This window comes from Plantibacter sp. PA-3-X8 (genome assembly GCF_003856975.1).
Classification (GTDB): Bacteria; Actinomycetota; Actinomycetes; order Actinomycetales; family Microbacteriaceae; genus Plantibacter; species Plantibacter auratus.
Genome location: NZ_CP033107.1, coordinates 750,769 through 775,042, shown reverse-complemented (window position 1 = coordinate 775,042; position 24,274 = coordinate 750,769). Strand labels below are relative to the sequence as shown.

General features: G+C 66.8%; 19 protein-coding genes. 10 read left to right on the top strand and 9 right to left on the bottom strand.

Going from position 1 to position 24,274, the window contains the following annotated elements; translation table 11 throughout:
- Nucleotides 1-10: 10 nt before the first annotated feature.
- Together dnaN and dnaA are read right to left on the bottom strand one after the other, a co-directional pair.
- Nucleotides 11-1,162 (bottom strand): DNA polymerase III subunit beta, encoded by a 1,152-nt coding sequence (gene dnaN / locus EAO79_RS03710; RefSeq protein ID WP_064294037.1) that lies wholly within the window; start codon nucleotides 1,160-1,162, stop codon nucleotides 11-13.
- Nucleotides 1,163-1,722: 560 nt separating this feature from the next.
- Complete coding sequence (gene dnaA / locus EAO79_RS03705; RefSeq protein WP_064294038.1) at nucleotides 1,723-3,144, bottom strand: chromosomal replication initiator protein DnaA; 1,422 nt, start codon at nucleotides 3,142-3,144, stop codon at nucleotides 1,723-1,725.
- 327 nt (nucleotides 3,145-3,471) lie between these two features.
- Here dnaA and rpmH point away from each other — a divergent pair, with 327 nt between their 5' ends.
- From rpmH to EAO79_RS03665, 8 genes are all read left to right on the top strand, one after another.
- On the top strand, nucleotides 3,472-3,609 hold the full coding sequence (gene rpmH, locus EAO79_RS03700; RefSeq protein WP_056010217.1) for a 50S ribosomal protein L34: 138 nt from the start codon (nucleotides 3,472-3,474) through the stop codon (nucleotides 3,607-3,609).
- Nucleotides 3,610-3,616: 7 nt separating this feature from the next.
- Nucleotides 3,617-3,979 (top strand): ribonuclease P protein component, encoded by a 363-nt coding sequence (gene rnpA / locus EAO79_RS03695; protein ID WP_124767834.1) that lies wholly within the window; start codon nucleotides 3,617-3,619, stop codon nucleotides 3,977-3,979.
- On the top strand, nucleotides 3,976-4,287 hold the full coding sequence (yidD, locus tag EAO79_RS03690; RefSeq protein WP_124767833.1) for a membrane protein insertion efficiency factor YidD: 312 nt from the start codon (nucleotides 3,976-3,978) through the stop codon (nucleotides 4,285-4,287). The genes rnpA and yidD overlap by 4 nt, the downstream gene beginning before the upstream one ends.
- Nucleotides 4,288-4,296: 9 nt before the next feature.
- Nucleotides 4,297-5,280 carry a membrane protein insertase YidC gene (gene yidC / locus EAO79_RS03685; RefSeq protein ID WP_124767832.1) on the top strand — a complete coding sequence of 328 codons (984 nt, stop codon included), beginning with the start codon at nucleotides 4,297-4,299 and terminating at the stop codon, nucleotides 5,278-5,280.
- An 8-nt stretch (nucleotides 5,281-5,288) separates the two neighbouring features.
- Complete coding sequence (locus tag EAO79_RS03680; protein ID WP_064294041.1) at nucleotides 5,289-5,792, top strand: R3H domain-containing nucleic acid-binding protein; 504 nt, start codon at nucleotides 5,289-5,291, stop codon at nucleotides 5,790-5,792.
- Between the two features lie 30 nt (nucleotides 5,793-5,822).
- Nucleotides 5,823-6,464 (top strand): 16S rRNA (guanine(527)-N(7))-methyltransferase RsmG, encoded by a 642-nt coding sequence (rsmG, locus tag EAO79_RS03675; RefSeq protein ID WP_124767831.1) that lies wholly within the window; start codon nucleotides 5,823-5,825, stop codon nucleotides 6,462-6,464.
- A 2,199-nt stretch (nucleotides 6,465-8,663) separates the two neighbouring features.
- Nucleotides 8,664-9,566, top strand: a complete 903-nt coding sequence (locus EAO79_RS03670) for a ParA family protein (RefSeq protein WP_274500041.1) — start codon at nucleotides 8,664-8,666, stop codon at nucleotides 9,564-9,566.
- Nucleotides 9,566-10,624 (top strand): ParB/RepB/Spo0J family partition protein, encoded by a 1,059-nt coding sequence (locus tag EAO79_RS03665; protein ID WP_124767830.1) that lies wholly within the window; start codon nucleotides 9,566-9,568, stop codon nucleotides 10,622-10,624. The genes EAO79_RS03670 and EAO79_RS03665 overlap by 1 nt, the downstream gene beginning before the upstream one ends.
- A 268-nt stretch (nucleotides 10,625-10,892) precedes the next feature.
- On the opposite strand, the gene trxA is transcribed toward EAO79_RS03665, so the two are convergent.
- From trxA to EAO79_RS03630, 7 genes are all read right to left on the bottom strand, one after another.
- Entirely contained in the window at nucleotides 10,893-11,213 is a 321-nt protein-coding gene (gene trxA / locus EAO79_RS03660; RefSeq protein ID WP_064294045.1) for a thioredoxin, read from the bottom strand.
- Between the two features lie 45 nt (nucleotides 11,214-11,258).
- The gene (gene trxB, locus EAO79_RS03655) at nucleotides 11,259-12,269 is read right to left on the bottom strand and encodes a thioredoxin-disulfide reductase (protein WP_086472471.1); all 1,011 of its coding nucleotides are present in this window, start codon (nucleotides 12,267-12,269) and stop codon (nucleotides 11,259-11,261) included.
- A gap of 151 nt (nucleotides 12,270-12,420) precedes the next feature.
- Complete coding sequence (murJ, locus tag EAO79_RS03650) at nucleotides 12,421-14,037, bottom strand: murein biosynthesis integral membrane protein MurJ (RefSeq protein WP_124767829.1); 1,617 nt, start codon at nucleotides 14,035-14,037, stop codon at nucleotides 12,421-12,423.
- Nucleotides 14,030-16,369, bottom strand: coding sequence for a DUF6049 family protein (locus EAO79_RS03645; RefSeq protein WP_124767828.1), 2,340 nt, complete (start codon nucleotides 16,367-16,369; stop codon nucleotides 14,030-14,032). Before EAO79_RS03645 ends, murJ begins: the two co-directional genes overlap by 8 nt.
- 134 nt (nucleotides 16,370-16,503) lie before the next feature.
- On the bottom strand, nucleotides 16,504-18,183 hold the full coding sequence (locus tag EAO79_RS03640) for a DHA2 family efflux MFS transporter permease subunit (RefSeq protein ID WP_124767827.1): 1,680 nt from the start codon (nucleotides 18,181-18,183) through the stop codon (nucleotides 16,504-16,506).
- Nucleotides 18,184-18,259: 76 nt separating this feature from the next.
- A complete protein-coding gene (locus tag EAO79_RS03635) occupies nucleotides 18,260-18,985 on the bottom strand; it encodes an IclR family transcriptional regulator (RefSeq protein ID WP_124767826.1) in 726 nt (241 codons plus the stop codon).
- Nucleotides 18,982-20,472 (bottom strand): APC family permease, encoded by a 1,491-nt coding sequence (locus EAO79_RS03630; protein ID WP_124767825.1) that lies wholly within the window; start codon nucleotides 20,470-20,472, stop codon nucleotides 18,982-18,984. The genes EAO79_RS03635 and EAO79_RS03630 overlap by 4 nt, the downstream gene beginning before the upstream one ends.
- Before the next feature lie 212 nt (nucleotides 20,473-20,684).
- Between EAO79_RS03630 and EAO79_RS03625 the strand changes: the two genes are divergently transcribed.
- On the top strand, nucleotides 20,685-22,163 hold the full coding sequence (locus tag EAO79_RS03625) for an APC family permease (protein WP_124767824.1): 1,479 nt from the start codon (nucleotides 20,685-20,687) through the stop codon (nucleotides 22,161-22,163).
- A 61-nt stretch (nucleotides 22,164-22,224) separates the two neighbouring features.
- Nucleotides 22,225-24,267, top strand: a complete 2,043-nt coding sequence (locus EAO79_RS03620) for a primary-amine oxidase (RefSeq protein ID WP_124767823.1) — start codon at nucleotides 22,225-22,227, stop codon at nucleotides 24,265-24,267.
- Nucleotides 24,268-24,274 lie beyond the last annotated feature (7 nt).

The following is a 24,274-nucleotide window of genomic DNA, read 5'->3' as shown; positions in this document are numbered from 1 at the left end:
CCTTTGCGTGTCAGCGCAGCAGCAGGTTCGGCTGCAGCAGGTACTTGTAGCTGTCGGCACCCGGCTGATCCTTGGAGGATTGGCTCGTGATGAGCATGGGTCCCGGCTTGTTCGTGTTCTCCGTCTTCGTGAAAGAGAACCGCACGTACTCGCTCCGGACCGCGGTCAGACCGTCGATCAGGAACTGCGGCTTGAGGGAGAGCACGATGTCGTCGCCGGTGAGGAGGGCGTCGATGCCCTCGGATGCCTGCGCCTGCTCGGATCCGACGGCTTCGAGCGTGAGGCCGTCGATGGTGAAGGTGAAGCGGAGAGCCGCTTCGCGCTCGAGGACGAGCGACATGCGCCTGGTCGCCTCGATGAGTTCCGCGGTGTTGATGATCGCGTAGTTGTCGGTCGTCTCGGGGAAGAGCCGCTTGACCGGCGGGAAGTTGCCCTTGATCAGCAGCGAGGTGACCGTCTTGCGGTCGGCCCGGAACGCGATGAGCTCGCGGTCGTCGCGATTCGTGATCGCGACGTTGATGTTGCCGCTGTGGCCGAAGGTCTTGCCGACCTCCTGGAGCGTGCGGGCCGGCACGAGGGCTGTGATCGTCTCGCTGGAACCGTCGCCCTGGCCCGAGTCCCAGTCGATCTCGCGGACCGCGACGCGGTAGCGGTCGGTCGCGACGAGGCTGAGGCTCGTCTTGGATACCTCGAGCTGTACGCCGGTGATGACCGGGGTCACGTCGTCGCGGCTTGCGGCGACAGCGACCTGGCTCACTGCGGTGGCGAACTCGTCGGCGGGCACGAGGCCGAAGTCGGCGTCGACCTGCGGGATCGTCGGGTACTCCTCGACGGGCATCGATCCGAGCGTGAACCGGGCAGAACCACAGGTGACCTCGATGCGGTTCTCGACCTTGCTGAACCGGACGGGCGCGTTCGGAAGGCGGCTGGCGATCTCCGAGAGCAGCCGGCCGTTGACGAGTGCCGTGCCGGCCTCCTCGACCTCGGCCGCGATGCCGGTCTGGCTGGAGACCTCGTAGTCGAAGGAGGACAGGATGAGACCGTCGTCACCGGCTTCGATGAGGATGCCGTTCAGGATCGGCAGCGTCGGGCGCTGCGGGAGCAGCTTCACTGCGAACGAGACGGCTTCGCTGAATACATCCCGGTTGACGCTGAATCGCACGACAAGTCCCCTGTCTCTGGCTCTCGATGACGTCACCAATGCTAGTGGGTCTGCTTCCGGGGTCGAGTGGGACGAGGTGCTGTGGAGAAGCGAGCCTGGGGAAAGGTTGTTTGGCGGAGAGATCATTGAATTAACGGTTAACAGTCTTAACCGGTGTGGAAACTGTGGATAAGTCCGCCGAACCCGCTCGAACACAGGGAACTACATGTGTGTAACTTGGTGGTGGCCTGTGGAGAGAACGACGCTAGGGTGTGGGACGCGCAGGCCGGTGAACGATGTTCACTCACAAGCCTGCCCGGAGCTTCCACATCTCTCCACAGGTTATCCACAGGGCTGCGAGGTCCGAATGTGGACAGATCGGGCTCGGATCATGTCGTCGAATGAGCGCTCGTCGTCGCCTGATGAACGAAATCGGCCCCTCGAGCGCACCGAGTGCGTCGAGGGGCCGGAAACGTTCACCAGGACGCGTCAGGCGCCGTAGCGGTTCCCCGGTCCCCGAGCCTGTCGAGGGCCCTTCGACAAGCTCAGGGACCGAGTGAGGTTCAGTGACCGAACAGGGGTCAGGCGCCGTAGCGGAGGTTCTGCTTGATGCGGCTCGTGAGCTCGGTCACCTGGTTGTAGATCGAGCGCTTCTCCTGCATGAGGTCGGTGATCTTCCGGTTGGCGTACATGACCGTCGTGTGGTCCCGGTTGCCGAACAGCTGACCGATCTTCGGGAGTGAGAGGTTCGTGAGCTCGCGACAGAGGTACATCGCGATCTGACGCGCCGTCGCGACCGCCTGCGATCGGCTCGAGCCGTACAGGTCGTCGACCGAGAGCTTGAAGTAGTCGGCCGTCGTGTTGATGATGTCGATCGGCGAGATGACGTTGTCGTCGTCGAGGCTGATGACGTCCTTCAGCACCGTCTGGGCCAACGTCATGTCGACGGCGGTCCGGTTCAGGCTCGCGAACGCGACGACCCGGATGAGCGTGCCTTCCAGCTCACGGATGTTGCTCGACACCTTGGTGGCGATGAACTCGAGGACCTCGTCCGGGATGTGCAGCTTCTCGTTCTGCGCCTTCTTGCGCAGGATCGCGATGCGCGTCTCGAGGTCGGGAGCCTGGACGTCGGTGATGAGTCCCCACTCGAAGCGCGAACGCATCCGCTCTTCGAAGCCGGTGAGCGCCTTCGGCGGCAGGTCGCTGGTGATGACCACCTGCTTGTTGTGATCGTGCAGGGTGTTGAAGGTGTGGAAGAACGCCTCCTGCGTCTCCGCCTTGCCCTGGAGGAACTGGATGTCGTCGATCAGCAGGATGTCGATGTCGCGGTACCGCGACTGGAAGAACGAGCCGCGGTTGTTGGCGATCGAGTTGATGAAGTCGTTCGTGAACTCCTCGCTGGACACGTACCGGACGCGGATCCCCGCGTAGAGGTTCATCGCGTAGTGGCCGATGGCGTGGAGGAGGTGGGTCTTGCCGAGCCCGGAGTCGCCGTACACGAACAGCGGGTTGTAGGCCTTGGCCGGCGCTTCGGCCACGGCGACCGCGGCCGCGTGCGCGAACCGGTTGGACTGACCGATGACGAAGTTGTCGAAGCTGTACTTCGGGTTGAGTCGGGTGTCGTTCTCGCGAGCCGGCAGCGTGGGGGTCGGGGTCAGCTGCGGTTGCGGTGACTCGAGCGGTGCCGGGTCGATGTGCTGGAAGCCGGTCTGCTCGTACCGTTCCTCGACGATGTCGGGGTTGACGACGATCGCGTAGTTGCCGACGGGACCGCCGTCGACGATGGACGCGAGTGCGGCGAGGATCGGTGCCCGCATGCGCTGGTTGAGCATGCCCATCGTGAACTCGTTGGGCACCTCCAGGTAGAAGGTGCCGCCCATGATGCCCTTGGGGACGATGAGGTTGAGGAACCCGCGGAGCGGCGGGGTGATGCGGTCGTCGACGGAGAGGATCTCGAGCACCGATTGCCAGGTCTCAGCGATCGCATCGTCGGCGTCCGACATAGTTCTCCCCACACATACTCACAGGTTCATCCACAGGCTCTCCCCTGAGTATTCGGGGCTGAGCGCGGTGCTATCCACACGCTGTGCATAACCCGAGGGCTTACGCTAACAACACGTCGCCCCAGTCCCAAATCACTGTACGGCCGCCCTGCGTGTCACTGCTACAATTTCTGTGAATCCTGTGGATAATCATTCGTTTGGGCGCCGCTGGTTTGACCTTCGCGCGAGTAGACCGTAGGTTTAATCAGTTGACTTCTGCCCACGGGCACCCTTCCGTACCCTGCTGCCACCTGTGCAGTGGTGGGTCATGATCCGGAGATCGTAATTATGAGCAAGAGAACCTTCCAGCCGAACAACCGTCGTCGCGCCAAGAAGCACGGCTTCCGTCTGCGCATGCGCACGCGTGCCGGCCGCGGCATCCTGTCGGCTCGTCGCGCCAAGGGCCGCACCGAACTCTCCGCGTAGAGCCGTCGTGCTCGAGCGTGCGAGCCGGATCACGTCCGGCGACGACTACCGAGGGGTGGTTCGTCGCGGGTCCCGGTTCGTCGGCGAGCACACGGTCACGTACGTACGCATGAACCCGAAGGGCGGACAGCCGCGCTTCGGGTTCATCGTTGCGAAAACGGTCGGTAACGCAGTGACCCGCAATCTCGTCAGACGTCGTTTGAAGGCCATCTGCCACGACAGCGTCGTTCAGGCTGCCCACGGCACTGACGTGGTCATCCGGGCGCTGCCGTCTGCAGCGACGGCGCCGTTCGCCTCGCTCCATGCCGAGGTCGATCGCGCCTTCGCCAAACGCGGCGTCATCGTCGAGAGTTCGGACGCGCACCGATGAACGGCGTCCTCGCTGCCACCTGCCTCGCGCCCCGCAATGTTGCGGTGCTGGCGCTTCGCGGGTATCGCGCCGCGATCTCTCCGCTGTACGGCGACGTCTGCCGGTATTACCCCAGCTGTTCCGCGTACGCTCTGGGAGCGGTGCAGCAACACGGTGTCGTCGTCGGTTCGGCGATGGCAGCGGCCCGCATCGCGAGATGCCACCCCTGGGCAGCACCTCGCTTCGACGAGGTGCCACCCAAGAAGAACTTCCGGTACAGCGTCACTTCTCACGGATTTGTCGTGCAACCGAGCCACGGAAAGGGCTGACCCGCACCTATGGACATCATCGGCACAATTCTCTGGCCGCTCAAATGGGCGGTCGAGCTGCTCCTCGTGGGCTGGCACCTGCTGTGGACGGCCATCGGACTCGACCCCGCGGCCGGTATCACCTGGGTCCTCTCGATCGTCGGGCTCGTCCTCGTCGTCCGTGCCGCCCTGATCCCCCTGTTCATCAAGCAGATCAAGAGCCAGCGCAAGATGCTCGAGATCGCGCCGCAGATGAAGAAGGTGCAGGAGAAGTACAAGGGCAAGCGCGACCAGGCCAGCCGTGAGGCGATGTCCCGCGAGACGATGGAGCTGTACAAGAAGCACGGCACCTCCCCCGTCAGCGGATGTCTGCCGCTGCTCGTCCAGATGCCGATCTTCTTCGCCCTGTTCTCCGTGCTCAACGACGCCCAGAAGAGCAAGGCCGGCGTCGGTCCCCTGAACGAGACCCTCGCCGTGCAGTTCGGCGACGCGAACCTCTTCGGGATCGCTCCGCTGCACACGAGCATGCAGGCGGCACTCGCCGGCAACCCGGTCAATTGGGCGGTCGTCATCATCGCCGCCGTCATGGTCATCCTCATGTGCGCGTCGCAGTTCATCACGCAGCTGCAGATCGTGTCGAAGAACATGTCGGCCGAGACGAAGGCCAGCCCGCAGTTCAAGCAGCAGCGGATCCTCCTCTACATCCTGCCCTTCGTGTTCCTCTTCTCCGGCTTCGCCTTCCCGCTCGGCGTCATGTTCTACTGGCTGACGTCCAACGCGTGGACGATGGTGCAGCAGTTCCTCGTCATCCGGAACATGCCGACGCCTGGTTCCGACGCTGCGAAGGCTCGTGAGGAGCGTCTCGCGCGGAAGGGCAAGCTCATGACGCCGAACGGCGACGTCATCTCGATCTCCGAGGCGCCGGTACCCGAGAAGAAGACCCCGACGCAGCGCCAGCAGCCCATGGGCAAGGCGCGTGCGAAGAAGCAGCAGACCGACGGACGAGACAAGTAGGAGTATCGGTGACTGACCAGGAACTGGCCCCGGCCCAGGACGAAGCACCCACCATCACGCAGCTCGAAGAAGAGGGCGACGTCGCAGCGGACTACATCGAGGAGTTCCTCGACATCTGCGACATCGATGGCGACATCGACATCGATGCCCGCAATGGTCGTGCGTACGTGTCGATCGACTCCCCCACCGAGAGCAACCTGCGTCTCCTGTCGCGTCCCGACACGGTGAACGCACTGCAGGAGCTGACCCGCCTGGCTGTTCAGAACCGTACCGGTGGCTTCTCCCGGCTCATCCTCGACATCGGCGGATCCCGCGAAGCACGTCAGCAGGAGCTCGGCGCGCTTGTGGAGCGAGCGGTCGAGCGCATCGAGGCCGGTTCCACCGAGGCGGCACTCCCCCCGATGTCGAGCTACGAGCGCAAGCTCGTCCACGACATCGTGTCGGCTCGGGGCTTCGTGTCCGAGTCGCACGGCGAAGGCCGCGACCGTCACACCGTCATCACCCGCGGCTGACGCGGCCTGATCGTTTCACGTGAAACTGCGATGACTGACGTGCCTGCAGGACTCGAACCTGAACCGGCGGAAGCAGCTGAGTTGTTCGGCGACCGGATCGATGTCGGTCGTGCCTTCGCCGCGAATCTGGCGGAGTTCGGTGAGCCACTCGGACTGATCGGGCCACTGGAGCTTCCGCGTCTCTGGACGCGCCACATCCTCAACAGCGTGATCGTTGCCCCGCTCCTTCGTGCTGGACGAGTCGGGGACGTCGGCACTGGCGCGGGACTGCCTGGACTGGTCCTCGCGATCGCCCGGCCGGACGTCGAGTTCGTGCTCATCGAGCCGATGGAACGTCGAGTCGCTTGGCTCAACGATCAGGTCGGAGTCCTCGGGCTCGAGAACGTCACCGTCGTGCGAGCGCGCGCTGAGGAGGTTCGCCTCGATGAGCCCCTCGACCAGGTGACCGCGCGCGCGGTCAGTGCCCTCCGCAAGTTGCTCCCCCTCACCGCTCCCCTGCTTCGGGACGGCGGAGAGCTGGTCCTCATGAAGGGCGCCGGCGCTCAGGCGGAGGTCGACGCGTCGACCAAGGAGCTTCGCAAGTACCGGGTCTCCGGCGTCGAGGTTCGAACGCTTGGCGAGGGCGTTCTCGCGGAGCCGACCCGAGTCATCGTGGGAACCGTCCGCGGCTGAAGTCGGGCGAGAGCTCTTGGGGCCTCCGCGAGGGGCCTCACAGACGATGTTCGGCGGTTTGCGAGCTCTCGGGAGAATGGCTCCTGACGAACCCCGCTGGAGAGCGAGGCTATTTCAGGGGTCCTGAGTTCGTCAGGAACGATTCTCCGGTCCATTCCTACGCGGATCAGGCCCGCTTAGTGGGCTGGATTCGAGTGTTTTCTGGCCTTTGTCAGCAGTGTTGCTGCTGATATTTCATATATGTTCTTCGATCGGCCTGTAGCGCGAGTCTCGTGACGCGGAGCCGGCCCCGCCATTGACGGGCGGCGATGCTCCGTGCTCCGGTGATCGGCACACCCAGACGTCGATGCTCGACGCGGTGGCCGGCCAGCTAGCTGTCACTTCGGAGATGGCTGACGAGTGTGGGTGGCAACGGTGGAGCTCTCAGGTTGGTGATCCGGTCGGGCTTGTCAGGGATCTGTGGCCTTCCTTCGAAGTCCGGGTAGGTCCGAGTCGGTACTTGGTTTCAGGGTAGGTGCGTCGCCCCGTCCCCGTCCCACACGTTCAACTGACTCGCGGTGGTGCATCACGTGGCGGACCTGTCGTTGGAGACCTGCTGCGAGATGCACATTCCGCCAGTTCCTCAGGTTCCTGTGGGCCGACTGGCGCCCGAGCGTCGGCAGGCTCATGTCCGCCGGCGGGTCGGTGTTGGCGGAGGTGCTGGGTCAGTTTTGCCGGCCGGAGAAGGAGAGGATGGTCTGCCTGCCGCTATCGCGTGCGTCGAAGTCGTCCCGTTCTACGAGGTTCTGGCGCGGTGCGGTGCGTTCACATTGGAGCATCCCGTGCTGCTACTCCGCGCTCTCCCCGGCGGCGAGGTACCGTGCACGGCGCCCATTCTGCGTAACGATGTGTCGAAGTGCGCCGGCACCGCGGATGTCGTACTCGTGACTCCTGTGAGCTTGGAAGGAGCAGGCGTATTCCCGATCGACGATGCATGATTCTGCGCCCAGGTGGCCTCGGCAGAGGGCGCTTGCCACCGGAAGGGTGAGATTGCGCGACGTTTCACGTGGAACGTGGGAGCGATGCCACTCGCTGGAGTCCTTCGTTCTCAGGAGTGGTTCCTGTCGGCCTGGAGTCGTGTGATCCAGTTCACTCAGTGCATGCGCGCCCAGGGAGGCCGTCGTGCTGGGACCGCCGCGGTGTTCGATGTTTCACGTGGAACATGGGTGGCGGTCTGCTCCTGCGTGCCTGTTGCGCGGTGGTGCAGACGAGTTGAGTTCGACGAGCACAGTGCGCGGTAGCAAGCTGGCTTGCGCTCGAGATCACACCCATCCGTTGCGTTGGTCCTCTCCAGAGTGTTTCACGTGAAACAGCGGGCGGGTGCGACGGATCGAGTGCGGGATCGGACCGATTTGTGATGCTTGGTCGCTACCACTCCCCCATCGTCGGATCACACCAATGAGGCGGACAGTGGGCTGTGGCGAGAGGCTGAAGAGGCGCCTATCGATGTGGGCCGCGGGACGGCTCGGCGTCCACGGAGTCCTGGTTTCACATGAAACGCTGGCGCGGACTCGTGCCAGTCGTGCAGTGCTCCACCATATGAGCGCTTGGAGACGGCGCCTGTGGATAACTCTGTGGACAGTTCTCCCACGTAGGCGGAGGAACTGGCGATCCTCCGTGAAGAAGCGGGCCCCAACCGGCGTACCACCGCACTGTGGTCAACCCGCACCGGGGGAAGAGCCTGGACGTACTGGACCCGGAGTGGGGCTATCGGGTGCGAACTTCCGCGGAAAGACGCGGATCTCTGCCTGACTACATAGGAACTTCCCCCATGGTTGTCAACTCACGTCCGCCGGGCTCGTCTCGTGTTGATCCGACCAGCTTCGACGTGCACGCCCGAGGCGCACGTGGTTACGCGGCATCGTGCATCTCGGCGCCCTGTGGATAACCCTGTGTACGAAGGAGGGTGAGGCGTCCGTTCTGGGCACCATTCGGGTCGTTCAACGATATGTGGGTGTCGCAAAACGGCGCTCTGGGGTCGCCACGCGTACGCACTCCCCCGATCACTGTCGGAGATCACTCCCCTGGCGTCAGCCCACGCTGGTACGGTTGAAGGACACGTTTCGAGCAAGAAGGTTTCACGTGAAACAACCCGAACCAACGCATTCCGCGGCTCCCGAGCGCGACTCCGTTGGTAGCGCCTTCGACGCGTCCACGCCGTTGGCTCGCGAGCTCCACCATCTGACTGAGAGGCGTAAAGCCTTGGCTCACGCAACCTTGCCGACGCCCGACCACACTCGGGTCTTCACGGTCTCCAACCAGAAGGGTGGAGTCGGCAAGACGACGACCACCGTCAACATCGGCGCCGCCCTCGCTCGTTCGGGCGCTCGTGTCCTCGTGATCGACCTGGATCCCCAGGGGAACGCGTCAACCGCACTCGGTGTCGAGCATCACTCGGACGTCCCGAGTGTCTACGACGTCCTGATCGACGACTTCCCCCTGGCCGATGTCGTCCAGCAGAGCCCCGAGTTCCCCACGCTGTTCTGCGCTCCCTCGACGATCCATCTCGCCGGCGCGGAGATCGAACTCGTGTCACAGGTCGCGCGTGAGCACCGACTCCGCACGGCGCTCGAACAGTTCATCCAGGACGCCGAAGAGCCGTTCCACTACGTCCTGATCGACTGCCCGCCGTCCCTCGGCCTCCTGACGATCAATGCCTTCGTCGCGGCCAAAGAGGTACTCATCCCGATCCAGTGCGAGTACTACGCGCTCGAGGGCTTGAGTCAGCTCCTCAGTAGCATCCAGCTGATCCAGCGGCACCTGAACCCAGGGCTCGCCGTCAGCACCATTCTCCTAACGATGTACGACGGGCGCACCAACCTCGCGCAGCAGGTGGCCCAGGACGTCCGAGACCACTTCACCGGGCAGGTCCTCGAGTCGGTCATCCCACGAGCGGTGCGCATCTCCGAAGCCCCCAGCTTCGGGCAGAGCGTCATCAGCTACGACCCCACGTCACTCGGCGCGGTGTCCTATCTCGAAGCAGCGGCGGAGATCGCCAACCGATGGGCCGCAGGCTCCTCCGATACACCCGATACGAACCACCCTGAGGGAGTCAGTCACTGATGGCAACGAAACGAACTGGACTCGGTCGCGGGATCGGTGCACTCATTCCGACGACGAGTTCAGACTCGCAGGCGAACCGTCCCGTCGACGTCTTCTTCCCCGACAACCAGGGCACTGCCCGCAAGGCGGCGAAGGACGCGGCTACTGCCGCCGCGGACGCCGCCGCAGCAGAGGCGGCGGCAGCCGACGCGCCCACTGCACCGGACGCCGCTGCGCCCACGACAGATGGGCCGCAGCTCGTGGCCGTCCCCGGTGCCCGGCTGGCGTACCTCTCCCCCGAACTGATCGTGCCGAACGCCAACCAGCCGCGCACGGTCTTCGATGAGGACCACCTCGCCGAACTCGTCACGAGCATCCGTGAGGTGGGCGTGCTGCAGCCGATCGTGGTCCGACCGATCCCTGGCGACGACGAACGATACGAACTCATCATGGGTGAGCGCCGTCTACGCGCCTCCAAGGAGGTGGGTCTCGACCGCATCCCCGCGATCATCAAGGACACCGCCGACGAAGACATGTTGCGCGATGCGCTGCTCGAGAACCTGCACCGCTCGGAGCTGAATCCGCTCGAGGAGGCTTCTGCATACCAGCAGCTCCTGGCCGACTTCGGAATCACCCAGGACGAGCTTGCAAACCGCATCGGTCGTTCCCGCCCTCAGATCAGCAACACCATCCGCCTGCTCAAGCTGCCGGCGGCCGTGCAGCAGCGCGTCGCGGCCGGTGTGCTGAGCGCCGGACATGCTCGCGCCATCCTGTCGCTGACCGATCCTGAGGCACAGCAGCGCTTGGCCGACAAGATCGTGAACGAGGACCTGTCGGTTCGCGCGGCCGAGGCTGCTGCGGCTCAGGGCGTTCAGGCCAAGAAGCCGCGTCCGGTGGCCGGGTCGCGACGCGGACAACTCGATGAGATCGCAGACCGCCTCGGCGACCGCCTGAACACCCGCGTGAAGGTGACGCTCGGTGCGAAGAAGGGACAGATGGTCGTGGAGTTCGCGACCATCGCCGACCTCAACCGCATTCTGAGCGAGCTTGGCGAGTCGGGATTCGGCCAGTCCTCCTGACGCTGTTTCACGTGAAACATGGGCCGTTCGGCCACGGGGTCCCGTATGCGCTTCGCCAAGCTCAGGGACCAAAGCGGTGGAATCCGTGGATTGGCGGACAGCCACCCCATCTCGGCTACGGAGCTCTTCGAAGCGCGGCGCGGTTGCACTGTGATTGATAACCCCTGATCAAAGCGACAATTCGGGGTGTTTCACGTGAAACTCCTCGACAGCGAAAAACCGCCCGGCTCAGATGAGCCGGGCGGTTCCGTGGTTCAGAAAAACCTGATCAGGCGAGGAAAGCCGCGAGATCCTTCTCGAGTGCGGCCTTCGGCTTGGCGCCGATGACGGTCTGCACGACCTCGCCACCCTTGAAGACCTTCATCGCGGGGATGGAGGTGATCTGGTACTTCATGGCCAGGTTCGGGTTCTCGTCGACGTTCAGCTTGAGAACGGTGATCTTGTCGCTGTTCTCGGAGCCGATCGTGTCGAGGATCGGGCCGACCGCGCGACACGGACCGCACCAGGCGGCCCAGAAGTCGACGAGGACGGGCTTGTCGCTGTTGATGACCAGTTCGTCGAACGTGGCCTCGGTGACTGCATCTGACATGAGTGTTCTCCTTCATGGTGGCCAGGCCGACAGCCTGGCCGTCGATCAAACGGTGGTGGTGAGCACGGGGTCGGCCGGCTGCGGACGACCGGCCGTCTGTGCTTCGCCGATGGCCGACGCTTCCCCGGCAGCCTGCTCGAGGTCTGCGAGGTAGTGCTCCGCGTCGAGGGCGGCGATGGTGCCGCTGCCGGCCGCGGTGATGGCCTGTCGGTACGTGGGGTCGATGACGTCGCCCGCGGCGAAGACGCCGGGGAGGTTGGTCTTCGACGAGCGGCCCTTGACGGCGATCGTGCCCTCGGGGGCGAGCTCCAGCTGGCCGTGGATGAGGTGCGTGCGCGGGTCGTTGCCGATCGCGATGAAGAGGCCACCGAGCGGCAGGTGTGTCTCGGTGCCGTCGGTGGTCGAGCGCAGCGTCACGCCGTCGACCGCGTCGGCGCCGGTGATGCCGGCGACTTCGCTGTTCCAGATGAACTCGATCTTCTCGTTCGCGAACGCACGGTCCTGCATGATCTTCGACGCGCGCAGGGTGTCCTTGCGGTGGATGACGTACACCTTCGACGCGAACCGCGTGAGGAAGGTGGCCTCCTCCATGGCGCTGTCGCCGCCGCCGATGACCGCGATCGTCTTCTCCTTGAAGAAGAAGCCGTCGCAGGTGGCGCACCAGGACACACCGTGGCCGGAGAGTCGCTCTTCGTCGTGGAGGCCGAGCTTGCGGTAGGCGGAGCCGGTGGCGAAGATCACGGTGTGTGCCTCGTGCACCTGTCCGTTGCCGAGGGTGACCGTCTTGACGTCGCCGTCGAGCTTCAGCTCGGTGACGTCGTCGTAGAGGACCTCGGTGCCGAACCGCTCCGCCTGCTCCTGGAGCTTCATCATGAGCTCGGGGCCCTGGATGCCCTCGGGGAAGCCGGGGAAGTTCTCGATCTCGGTGGTGTTCATGAGCTCGCCGCCGGCCTCGACCGATGACGCCACGAGCAGCGGCTGCAGCGAGGCGCGGGCAGCGTAGATCGCCGCCGTGTAGCCGGCGGGTCCTGATCCGATGATGATGACCTGACGCACGATGCTCCTCAGTGGTTCGTGGGCTCCCGGACCAGGTGGGTTCCGGGGTTCCGAGTGGTGTAACACATCCTAACCGGCCGCTATTCCGCTCCCCCCGGCGCCTCGGGCAGCTCTCAGCCGGTGTGCGTGAGGTGGCGTCGACCCGTGGGTGTCAGCGCCCGAACCGGGCGAGGACGGGCGCCAAGGCCGCCTTGAGCTCCGGCGTGCGGAGGAGGGCGAGCACCGCGAGGTACACGGCGGCCATCGCCGCCCCGATGACGCCCATGGTGACGATGGCGCCGGGGATCGTGGCGGTCGGGAACCCCTCCTCGCTGACACCGCCGAGCAGCAGCAGCACGACGACGCCGACCACAGCCGCAGGCACGGCGGCGGCGATGAACCGGACCAGGCTCAGGACGATACGTCGGCCGTCGAGACCCCCCAGCCGGCGCCGGAGCAGCAGTGCGGCGACAACGGTCTGTGCAATGCACGCGATCGTGATGGCGAGCGCGACGCCGGCACCCACCAGATGCGGTGGGAGGACCAGGAGCACGATCAGCGCCAGAAGGACGAACAGGAGGGTCTGGAACAGGGTGAAGAAGAAGGGCGTCTTCGTGTCCCCGAGGGCGTAGAAGGCGCGCTGGAGGACGAAGAGGATGCAGAAGGGCACGAGTCCGATCACGAACGCGATGATGATGCCGCCCATCGCCTGCGCCTGTTCGAACGTCTCGGCGAAGACACTGCCGAACGGCACGGCGACCACCATGATGACGGCCGCTGCGAGCACGATGAGGACGCTCACGACGCGGATGGCGCCGGAGATGTCGGCCTGCAGCCGCTGGATGTCCCGTCCGCGATCGCGTGTGCCCTGCGCGTGCTCGCTCATCCGCGTGAAATAGGCCGTCGCGATCGAGACGGTGATGATCGAGTGCGGGAGCATGAAGATCAGCCAGGCGTAGTTGAGGATCGCGACCGAGGGCCCCTGATCGCTCACGGAGGCGACGATCTGGGTCTCGACGATCCCGGCACCGGTCGTCAGGAGCAGCATGCCGAAGGTCCAGCTGGCGATCCGCCCGGTGGCGCGGAGGCCGACGCCTCGCCACTGGAAGTCCGGTCGGAAACGCAGTCCGGCCCGACGCCAGAACAGCATGAGGAAGGCGGCCTGGACGACGACGCCGAGGGTGGCGGAGCCTGCGAGGAGCACCGTTCGACCGTCGGTCCACTCGCTGACCGCGAGGTCGCCGCTGCCGTACAGCGTGATGAAGGCGATCAGCCCGGCGATCGCGATGACGTTGTTGAGCACCGGTGCCCAGGTGAACGGTCCGAACATCTTGCGTGCGTTCAGGACCTCCCCGAGGACGGTGTAGAGCGCGTAGAACAGGATCTGCGGGAGACACCAGTAGGCGAATGCCGTCGCGAGCGCGAATTGATCAGGCGACAGCGTCGCGGCGACGATGAACACGAACACGGGTGCGAGCAGGGTGATGAGCGCGGTGGCCCCGCCGATGAAGACGAGGGTGATGGTGACGAGCTTGTTGATGTACGCGTTGCCACCGTCGGCATGGATCCCCGCACGGACGATCTGTGGCACGAGCACGGCGCTGAGCACGCCGCCACCGATGATGACGTAGATCGTGTTCGGGAGCTGGTTGGCGATCGCGAAGGTGTCGCCGATGACCAGGACGCCGATGGCCTGAGCCACGAGGATCGCCTTGACGAAGCCGAGCAGTCGGGAAACGAGGGTTCCCGAGGCGAGGAGCGCGCTCGCCCTGCCGATGCCGTCAGCCATTCGTCTCCTGTCGTCCGGGTGACGACTCTACCGGGGGCTCACCGCCGGGGGGCTGACCGCTGTCCGGAGCATCTGTGGGGGCGGCGGACGTGGCACCCGAGTCGCGTCGCTTGGCTCGTCGGCTCACCACCATGCGGACCACACCGCTGACGAACAGTAGGGCGACGAGCAGGGCGAGGACGACGGCACCGATGCCCTCCCAGTCGGCGCGGACGTTCACGCCCACGAAGGACTGTTCGCCGATCGCCTGCCCGCTGGTGCTGAAGAGTTGCAGACGGAGGGTGACGTCGCCGTTGCCGATCTGCGACTGCACGGGGACGAGCACGGTGGCGCGCGAGTCCGCGGCGATCTCCTGCGTCACGGAACCGGAGATGCTCAGTCGACCGTTGCTCGGCGAGGCCTCCATGACCACGGTGACGGGATAGGGCAGGTCATTGCGCACGGCGAACGGCAGGGAGACCTCGCCGCCGACCATGTTGATGCGACTGCTGTCGGTGACGCGCACCGACGCGAGGACCGTGTCCGTCCGTTCCTGCTGCGCGGTCACCGCCGATCCCCAGTCGCCCTCCGTACGCAGCCAGCCGGCCGCGAGGCTGGAGAGCAGGGTGGCGCGCTCCCGTCCGGTCAGCAGCTCGGGTTCGTCGAGCACCGAGGAGAAGGCGGTGACGTCCTGTTCCTCGTCGAGGAGGACCTGCACGTCGGACACGCGTTCGCTGTCGGGTGCCATCGCCCCGAGCGTCGCCGCGGCAGGGGGCTCGGCGAGCGTCGCCGCCAGGGAGGTCTGCGTCGTGGCCGGCAGGGAGCGGAGCGCGTTCACGGTGTCGGCGAGGGCGGGCAGGGTCGCGTCCACTCCCCGAGGCAGCACGGCGACGACCGTTCCGCCGGACGAACCCTCGGTGCCGATGGCGGCCGCCCGCGCGTTCACGTCGGCGATGGCGCTCTCGAACGCGGCGTCTGTCGTGGCGGCGGCGGCGTCGCCCAGCGACTCGGCGAGGCCGTGGTCGGCCAGCAGCGTCTGCGCCGTGCCGACCGCCGTCGAGGCGCGCACGGACTGTCCGGTGTCGGTCGTGTTCGCGGAGTCGAGCAACGTGACCGTTCCGCCCGATGCGGCGAAGACGGCGAGATCCGCATCGGTCACCGCGCCTCCCGCCCACACGATGCTGGGGAGCGAGTAACTCCACCTGAGGAGCTCGTCCATCGTCGGAACGGTCGGCACCGCCTGGCCGGGCGTCTCGGAGGGGCTCGGCGTGGGTGCCGGTTCCTCCGACGGAGTGGCTGCCGCCGATGGTTCGGAGGACGTGGCCGGTGAGGAGCCGGCCTGCGGAGTCGGCTGGACGTCGTCGGGCCCGGTGGTCGGCGACGCGGTCGGGGTGGGCGTCTCGGTCGGCTGCACGACGGGGAAGTCGGCGACGTTCAGGGCGAAGGAGAACGAGCTCGGGGTCAGCAGTCGGTCGAGGCCGGCTTCGGCCTGCACGGCGGGTTCGGCGTCGCCGTACTGGAGCGCGAAGGTCTCGTTCGGAGCGGCCTCGAGGCGGGCGAGCCAGGCGACGGCGCTCTCCGGTGCGCGCGTGCCGAGCGCCCGGATGGACGCGATGATCCGTGGGTCGATCCCGAGCGCGATCTGCTCGCCGAAGAGTGCGTCGAGCTGCGTCGTGAGCGCGCCGTCGTCGGCCGTGAGCTCGGTGAGTTCGTCCGCATCGAGGAGTCCGCCGTAACTGAGCGGCACGGTGAGCGGGGCGACGAGCGCGACGGTGGCTGACGTGGGCTGTCCTTGCGCCCGCCAGACGAGCGCCGTCCGACCTCCGGCCGCCGTGTCGCCCGCGACGTAGCCGGCTGAGACGCCGTAGGAGCCCCACGCGTCGGTGTCGTCGAACCCCAGCGCCGGAGGAGTGAAGTCGAGCCCGCTGACGACGTACTGCTGCCCGGCGATGAGCTCGGGGATGTCGATCGTCCGCACCACGGTGGTGCCGGCGGGGGTCGCGGCCGCGTCCGCACCGGTCGTGTCGAGCCAGGCGTCGAGCGCCGCCGTGCCGGTGATCCGCGCCGTGGTGATCGCCACGGACACGGAGCCGGCGGGGAGATCGGCGTCGGTGCCGTTCGTGAGCGTGATGCCGAACGAGGTGAGGGACGAGGGTTCGACCGCTCCCCCGTCGCTCGGACTCACCTCGACGGACACGAGGCCGTCGGGAGTCGATGCCGTGTTCGCGCTCAGCTCGGGCGAGGCGATCGCGCTGGAACCCGTGGACCATCCGCCGGCGGACACCACGGCGAACGACAGCGCGGCTGCTGCGAGGGCGCTGAGGAGGCGTGGGCGGTGGCGGTGGCGTGTCATGGGCGGTGGGGACGGTCCGCTCGGGCGGAGCCGTCCGGTGACGATTGTACGGGGGCCTCCCAGTCGAACCTGGATGCTTGTGCGCTGTACGACGCCGATGCGACGTCGGCGGAGGTGTGAGGCGGCCTCGCGTCCTACGCCCGCGGGGCCGGGTCGGACGTCTCGGAGGAGTCCGTCCCGTCCACTCGTGCTCCGGCTTCGTCCTCTCGGTCCTCCCGGCGCCCGGCGCCGAGCGACAGGGTGGCGAGGAAGCCGACGGCCAGGAATCCTGCGGCCGCGAACGCCGCGGAGCGGGTGCCGTCCGACAGGGCGATCCTGGCGTCCTCGGCGACCGTCGCGGTCGCCGGGTTCGCGTCGAGCCCGGCGATGGCGGCGCCCGAGCTGTCGACGACACTCGTCACGAGGGCGTCGCGCTGCGCGCTCGGTACACCGGCGTCCTCGAGTCGTCCGTCGAGGACCGACGCCGTGCTCACGAAGAGGATGGTCCCGAGGACGGCGATACCGAGTGCCGAGCCGATCTGCCTCGCCGTGCTCTGCGTCCCGGAGCCCTGGCCGCTCTGCTCGACGGGTACATCCTTCAGGACGACGCCCGTCAGCTGTGCGGTGGCGAGACCGACGCCGAAGCCGTAGACGAACAGGAACGGCACGATCGCGAACCATTCGGTCGCCGGCCCGACGACCAGCCCGATACCCGCGACACCGATGATCTCCGCGACGATGCCGACGCGGACGATCAGGACGGGCGCGACCCGGTTGCCGAACGCGCCGGCGAACCCGCTCGCGACGAAGGAACCGATCGCGAGGGCCAGGAGGATCAGACCGGTCTGCAGTGCGCTGTAGCCGAGGACGAACTGGAGCCAGATCGGCAGCGAGAGGATGATGCCGAACTCCCCCAGCGAGACGATGAGGGCGGCGATGTTGCCGTTCCGGAACGACGGCAGTGAGAACAGGGAGAACGCGATGATCGTGCTGCGCCCCTGGCGCATCCGGTGGCGTCCCCAGAGGACGAACGCGACACCTGCGACGACCGTGACCATGAGGGCCACAGGTACCGGGGAGAGGGTGAACGGCCAGGTCCAGTCCCCGATGACGAGCGGGGTGTCCGTGAGCCACCACCCGAGACTCCGGCCCTCGATGAGTCCGTAGACGAGGGACGCGCTCGTCAGGATCGACAGGACGGCGCCGACGGCGTCGATGCGGTCGGTCGCGGGTTCCCGCGACTCCGATACGAACAGGAGCAGTCCGACGATGATGAGGACACCGAGCGGCACGTTGATCCCGAACGCCCAGCGCCAGGAGAAGTCGGTGGTGAGCCAGCCGCCGAGGAGCGGACCGACCGCCACCATGCCCCCGATCGTGGAGCCCCAGACCGCGAAGGCGATCGCACGGTCGCGGCCTCGGAAGGTCGCGTTGATGATGGAGAGGGTCGTCGGCAGGATCATCGCGCCGCCGACGCCCTGGATGACCCGGGACAGGATCAGGAGGTCGCCCGTCGGCGCGATGGCGGCGAAGACGGAGGCTCCGGCGAAGACCACGATGCCGACGAGCAGCATGCGACGACGGCCGAACCGGTCGGCGAGCGTGCCGAACACGATGAGCAGTGCGGCGAAGACGAGCGTGTAGGACTCCTGGACCCACTGCACCTGGGTCGAGGAGATCCCGAGGTCGTCGACGATCGACGGGATCGCCACGTTCACGATCGTCGAGTCGACGATGATGAGGGCGACGGCGATGCTGATGACGACGAGACCGAACCATTTGCGACGGTCCGACGGCGAGCGCTCAGGCTTCGCGGAAGGCGTGGACTCCGTCATGCGCGGAAACGATCAGCTAGCTGCATATTCTGATTATGCGCCTTCTCGAGGCTGATGTCACACGGACATCCGGTGGTCAGACGAGGAGCGGCTGCAGCTGGTGCGAGCCGTCGAGCAAGAGGTCCAGGAGTGCGGCGGGGCGCTCGATCCGCTCACTGGGTGCCGAGAGCGACAGCCCCGCGACGAGACCGCCGCGGTCGTCCCGGATCGGGACCACGAGGCAACCGTGACCGGGCGTCACCTCACCCACCTGTCGTGCATACCCGAGTCGTTCGACGTCGCGGATCAACGGCTCGGCGTCCCGGAACGGCCGCTGGACGAGTCCTGACCAGTCGTATCCGCCATGAGCGAGCTCGTGCAGAAGGAGGCGCCCGATCGCGGAGGTGTCGAGGCGCCTGACGATCCGCTGCTCGTCACTCAACGGGAAGTCGGGATCCGCATCCGCGATCCTGATCCGATCGCCCTCGTACCGTACGAGGTGGACGCCTCCTCGTACGCTCGACCGCAATCGTCCGATCACCTCGCGCGCAGCGAGCGGGGGTGGGGCCGGAGCGACGAGATGGGCGAGCTCGACGACCTTCCGCCCGAGTGCGAATCCGCGCAGGTCGGGCATGCGGACGAGGTATTCGTCCTGGACGAGGAGGTTGAGGAGTCGGTAGGTGGTCGCCCTCGGCATGTCGAGTCCGGCTGAGACCTCCTGCGCCGTCACACCGGCACCGCATCGCGCGACCTCTTCGAGCACGGTGAGCGCGCTGTGCACGGCCTTCGGCTGTCGGGCGCGGAGCTCGCCCGCGCCGCTCACCGGTGCTCCGCGGACGGTCCGCCGAGCACGTCGGCGCTCACCGTCTCGTCGTAGACCCCCACGGTCGAACTCAGCCACGGTCGGCGTCGATGCCGGATCGCCCAGATCGTGATACCGAGCGCCATCGTGACGAGGAACACCCAGACGCCGACGCCCCGTTCGCCGGTGCTCTCGACGACCAGGTAGACGACGAGCGCGACGGACAGCAGCACCCCGGCCACCACCGCGCGCAGGAGCGGCCAGAGCGTCAGTTCTCCGATCCGCCAGAGGAAGACGGGGGCTGCGATGCAGACGAGGACGTAGGCGGTGATGTACCCGGCCGCGGCCACGACGATGAGGACCTGCATGGCCGCCCAGGCTCCTCCGGTCAGCAGGAGCGCGAGCACCGAGACGGGCGTGACGATCGCCAGAGCCGTGATGATCGCCACATGGGGCGTTCGGAACCGGCCGTGCGTGGTCCCGAGGCGCGACGGGAGGACCCCTTCTCGACCCATCGAAAAGACGACCCGCGAGAACGCCGTGATGGAGGCGATCGCACAGGCGAGGAACGAGGCCGCGACGGACAGGTCGAGCAGCAGTCCCATCCATTCGACCCCGGAGGCCAGCGCCAGGTCGTTGATGGGCGTCCGCGTCGCGGTGATGTCCTCCCCCAACGCCGCGAAGCCCGCCAGCTGACTGTACGAGGTGACGAGGAAGAGGAGACCCGCGCCGACGACGGTCCAGACCAGGGACCGTGGGATGCTCGCGAAGGGCCGGCGGGCTTCGACGCCCAGCGTCGAGGAGCTCTCGAATCCGACGAAGGCGGTCACGGCGAGGACCGATCCGACCGCGAGGTGTTCCGGGGAGGCGTCCAGCCCGAGCACCGCCCAGTCGGGCGTCGGTCCCAGCTGCGACAGGAGCACGCCCACGAGGATCAGGATGATCGCGACCGAGGCGCTCTCCACGATCAGGGTCACCCGGGTGGACAGGTGGATCCCGCGGACGAGCACGACGAGGCAGACCATGGCCATGCAGACGAGCAGTGCGGACACGACACCCGTCGAACTCGGCATGCCGGGCCAGAACCGGTGCAGCAGGATCGACAGGTAGTACCCGGCTCCGGCCAGGGCGAACATGGCGATGAAGCCGTACCCGATGAGCAGCGCGACGCCCGTGACGAAGGCCGCACCCGTTCCGAGCCCCTTGGAGACGAAGGTGTACAGCGAGCCGGTCGCGGCGATGCGCTTCGCGAACACGTTCACGGTGGTGGCGACGAGCAACGACAGCAGCATCGCGATGGCGAGCGACCACATGGTCGCCCCGCCCGCGGTCACGGTGACGATCAACGGGATCGTCGTCGCAGCGGCGGACGGCGCCACCGCCGAGACGGACTGGGCGAACACGTCGATGAACCCGACACTGCGCCGCTGGAGGCCGTCGACCGGTGACCGGGACTCGAGACCACGGACGCTCGGAGGATTGCTGATCGCGCGTTCCAGAGCCGTCACGTCCCTCACCTCCTCCTCGTCGTTCAGGCTAGGCGCCTCCCGTTGCACCGGCGTGGCGGGCGTGTTTCGGCTTCATGACCGCCAAATGAGACAGCGGTGTCGACCGGTCTCATTCGGCGCCGAGCAGGTGTTACGGCGACGAGACGAGGCGGCAACAGGAGACCGGGATGCTGGCCTCGTCCCGATACCGCCGCATTGCTCGAGGAGTGTCCATGACCGTCACGAAAGGTCCGGCCACCGATGCCGGACAGCCCACCCGGTCCCTGAAGGGATCGCTCGGCGTCACCGCCATCGTCTTCATGGTCGTCGCCGCGGCGTCGCCGTTGACGGTCGTCGGTGGAGCCGCACCGCTCGGCATCCTGCTCGGCAACGGGGTCGGCTTCCCGAGCATGTACGTCGTGTCCGCGGTGATCCTCCTGCTGTTCGCCGTCGGACTCTCGGCCATGACCCGGCATGTGCCCAAGCCGGGTGCCTTCTTCACCTTCGTCGGATACGGGCTCGGCAAACCGGCCGGTCTCGCGTCGGCGTTCCTCGCCCTCCTGACCTACACGACCATCCAGGTGTCGGTGTACGGCTACATCGGCTACCTGTTGAGCGTGACCTTCGCCGGTCTCGGCGCTCCGGAGATCCCCTGGTACGTCTACTCGCTCGCGTCGATCGCCGTGGTCGGTCTGCTCGGCTACCGCCACATCGACCTCAGCTCGAAGGTCCTCGGCGTCCTGCTCGTGGCGGAGGTCGGGATCGTCCTCGTCCTCGCCGGCGCGGTCATCGTGACCGGCGGTGCCGACGGGCTGTCGGCCGAGCCGTTCGTGCCCGAGCAGGTGTTCTCCGGGTCGCCCGGTGTCGGACTGATGTTCGCGATCGCGGCGTTCATCGGGTTCGAGGCGACCGCGATCTTCCGCGACGAGGCGAAGGACCCGTCCCGCACGATCCCGCGGGCGACCTACATCGCGGTGATCGGGATCGGCCTGTTCTACACCCTCGCCTCCTGGGCGCTCGTCATGGCCTGGGGGCCGGACGACGTCCTCGCCGTGGCCGGTGAGGACCCGGGTGCGATGATCCTCCGCACCACCCTGCTCTACCTCGGCCCGGTCGGAGAGCTCGTCATCAACGTCCTCCTCATCACGAGCATGTTCGCCTGCGTCCTCTCCTTCCACAACGTCATCACCCGGTACCAGCACACGATGTCGAACGCCGGCGTCCTGCCGGGCCGGCTTGGCGGCGTCCACCCCAAGCACCTCTCGCCGCACACCTCGTCGCTCGTCCAGAGCGCCACCGCGGCGATCCTGATCGTCGTCTTCGCCGTGCTCGGTCTCGACCCCGTCCTGCAGGTGTTCACGTGGTTCGCCGGCGTCGCGACCCTCGCGATCGCGATCCTGATGGCGGTCACGAGCCTCGCGGTGATCGTGTACTTCGCTCGCACGAAGCAGGATCGGCGGGTGTGGAACACGGTCGTCGCACCCGGCCTCGGGTTCATCGGACTCGTCGGTTCGGCCGTCGTGATCGTCGTCTACTTCCCGATGCTGGTGGGAGACGTGGATGCGGGCGGCAACCCCGTGTTCGGAACCGTGAGCGCCGTCCTCCTCGCCCTCATCGCGGTCTGCCCCGTCGTCGGCCTCGTGCAGGCCGCGTACCTGCGTCGTCGTCGCCCGGCCGCCTACGCCGACGTCATGGACGCCATCGGCGGTTGACCATCCGACCCTTCCCCTCACCTTCCGAGACCAGCCGCATCACCGAACCAGGAGCCTCACGATGACCATCACCGACCCCACAAACCTGCGCAGCGCCGACGACGACGCCCCCGTCCAGCACCCGCTCGCCAGCCTGTCCGCACCCGAGTTCGACCGCATCCGCGACATCGTCACCGGCTTCGACGACTTCACCGAGACGACCCGGTTCGCCTACGTCGGCCTCGAGGAGCCCCACAAGCGGGCGGTGCTCGCCTGGCAGGCCGGCGACGGTCCACTGCCGGAACGCCTCGCCCGCGTGATGTTGCTCGACATGGCCACGGGTCGATCGACGGACAACGTGGTGTCCATCGACAGCGGGTCCCTGCTCAGCACGGTCGTGCTGGACGGCTCCCGCGGCCAACTGCCGATCCTCATCGAGGAGTTCGACGCCATCGCGGAGATCGTGGCGGAGGACGAGGGGTGGGTCGCCGCCCTCGCCGCCCGTGGCTGCACGGTCGACGAGGTGAAGGTCGTCCCGCTGTCGGCCGGCTTCTACGACTATCCCGAGGAGGTCGGGCGCCGGATCGTCCGGGTCCTCGCCTTCCGTCAGGACTACCCGGCCGACCACCCGTGGGCCCACCCCGTCGACGGACTGAGCGCCTATGTCGACACCGCGGCGCGGCGGATCACCCGGCTGATCGACGCGACTGCGCTGGCCATTCCGGCGGAGCCGGGGAACTTCGACGACCCGGCGGTCCAGGGTGCTCCGCTCTCCTCGCTCAAGCCGATCGTCATCACCCAGCCGGAGGGTCCGAGCTTCCAGGTCGACGGCGAGTTCGTCGAGTGGGGCAATTGGCGGTTCCAGGTCGGGTTCGACGTCCGCGAGGGCCTCGTCCTCCGTCAGCTGTCGTTCGACGACGCCGGCGAGGAACGACCGATCATCTACCGGGCGTCGATCAACGAGATGCTGGTCCCCTACGGCGACCCCTCCCCCGTGCGCTTCTGGCAGAACTACTTCGACACCGGCGAGTACCTGTTCGGCCGGTTCACGAACTCCTTGGCGCTCGGGTGCGACTGCGTGGGCGAGATCAAGTACTTCGACGCGGTCCTCGCCGATGAGCTCGGCAACCCGTTCACGATCGAGAACGGGATCTGCATGCACGAGGAGGACTTCGGCACCCTCTGGAAGCACTCCGACCTGTACACCGGCTCGAACGAGGTCCGGCGGTCGCGTCGGCTGGTCATCTCCTTCTTCACGACCGTCGGCAACTACGACTACGGGTTCTACTGGTACCTGTACCTCGACGGCACCATCGAGTGCGAGTCGAAGCTGACGGGCATCCTCTTCACCTCCGCGTACCCCGGGCTCGACGCGGAGGGCGCCGACTACCCGTACGCCTCGGAGGTCGCGCCCGGGCTCGGTGGGCCCTACCACCAGCACCTCTTCTCGGCCCGTCTGGACATGATGGTCGACGGTCTGTCGAACGCGGTCGAGGAGGTGGACGCGGTCCGGGTGCCGATCGGGCCGGGGAACGAGCACGGCAACGCCTTCACGAAGCGGGTCACGCGGCTCAGCACGGAAGCGGGGTCCGGGCGCGTGGCGGACGGTTCGGCCGCTCGAGCCTGGCACATCGTCAACACGGAGAAGACGAACCGGATGGGACGCCCGACGGGGTACGTGCTGTACCCGCAGGAGTCGCCGACGCTCATGGCCGACGCGTCGTCGTCGATCGCCAAGCGGGCGGAGTTCGCGACGAAGCACCTCTTCGTGACGAAGTACGACCCGGCTGAACGATACGCGGCGGGCGACTTCGTCCACCAGAACCCGGGTGGCGACGGGATCACGCGCTTCATCGAGGGCGACGAGTCGATCGACGGCGAGGACATCGTGCTCTGGCACACCTTCGGACCGACGCACTTCCCCCGTCCGGAGGACTGGCCGGTCATGCCGGTGGACTACGCCCGGTTCACGCTCAAGCCCTACGGCTTCTTCGGCAAGAACCCGACCCTGAACGTCCCGCCGAACGAAGCGGTCGGGCACTGTTCGCACGACACCGGCGCCGCGCACGTGGGACACGGCGGTCACGACCAGGGCGCCGAAGAGCACTGTGGCCACGGGCACTAGGTCGCGG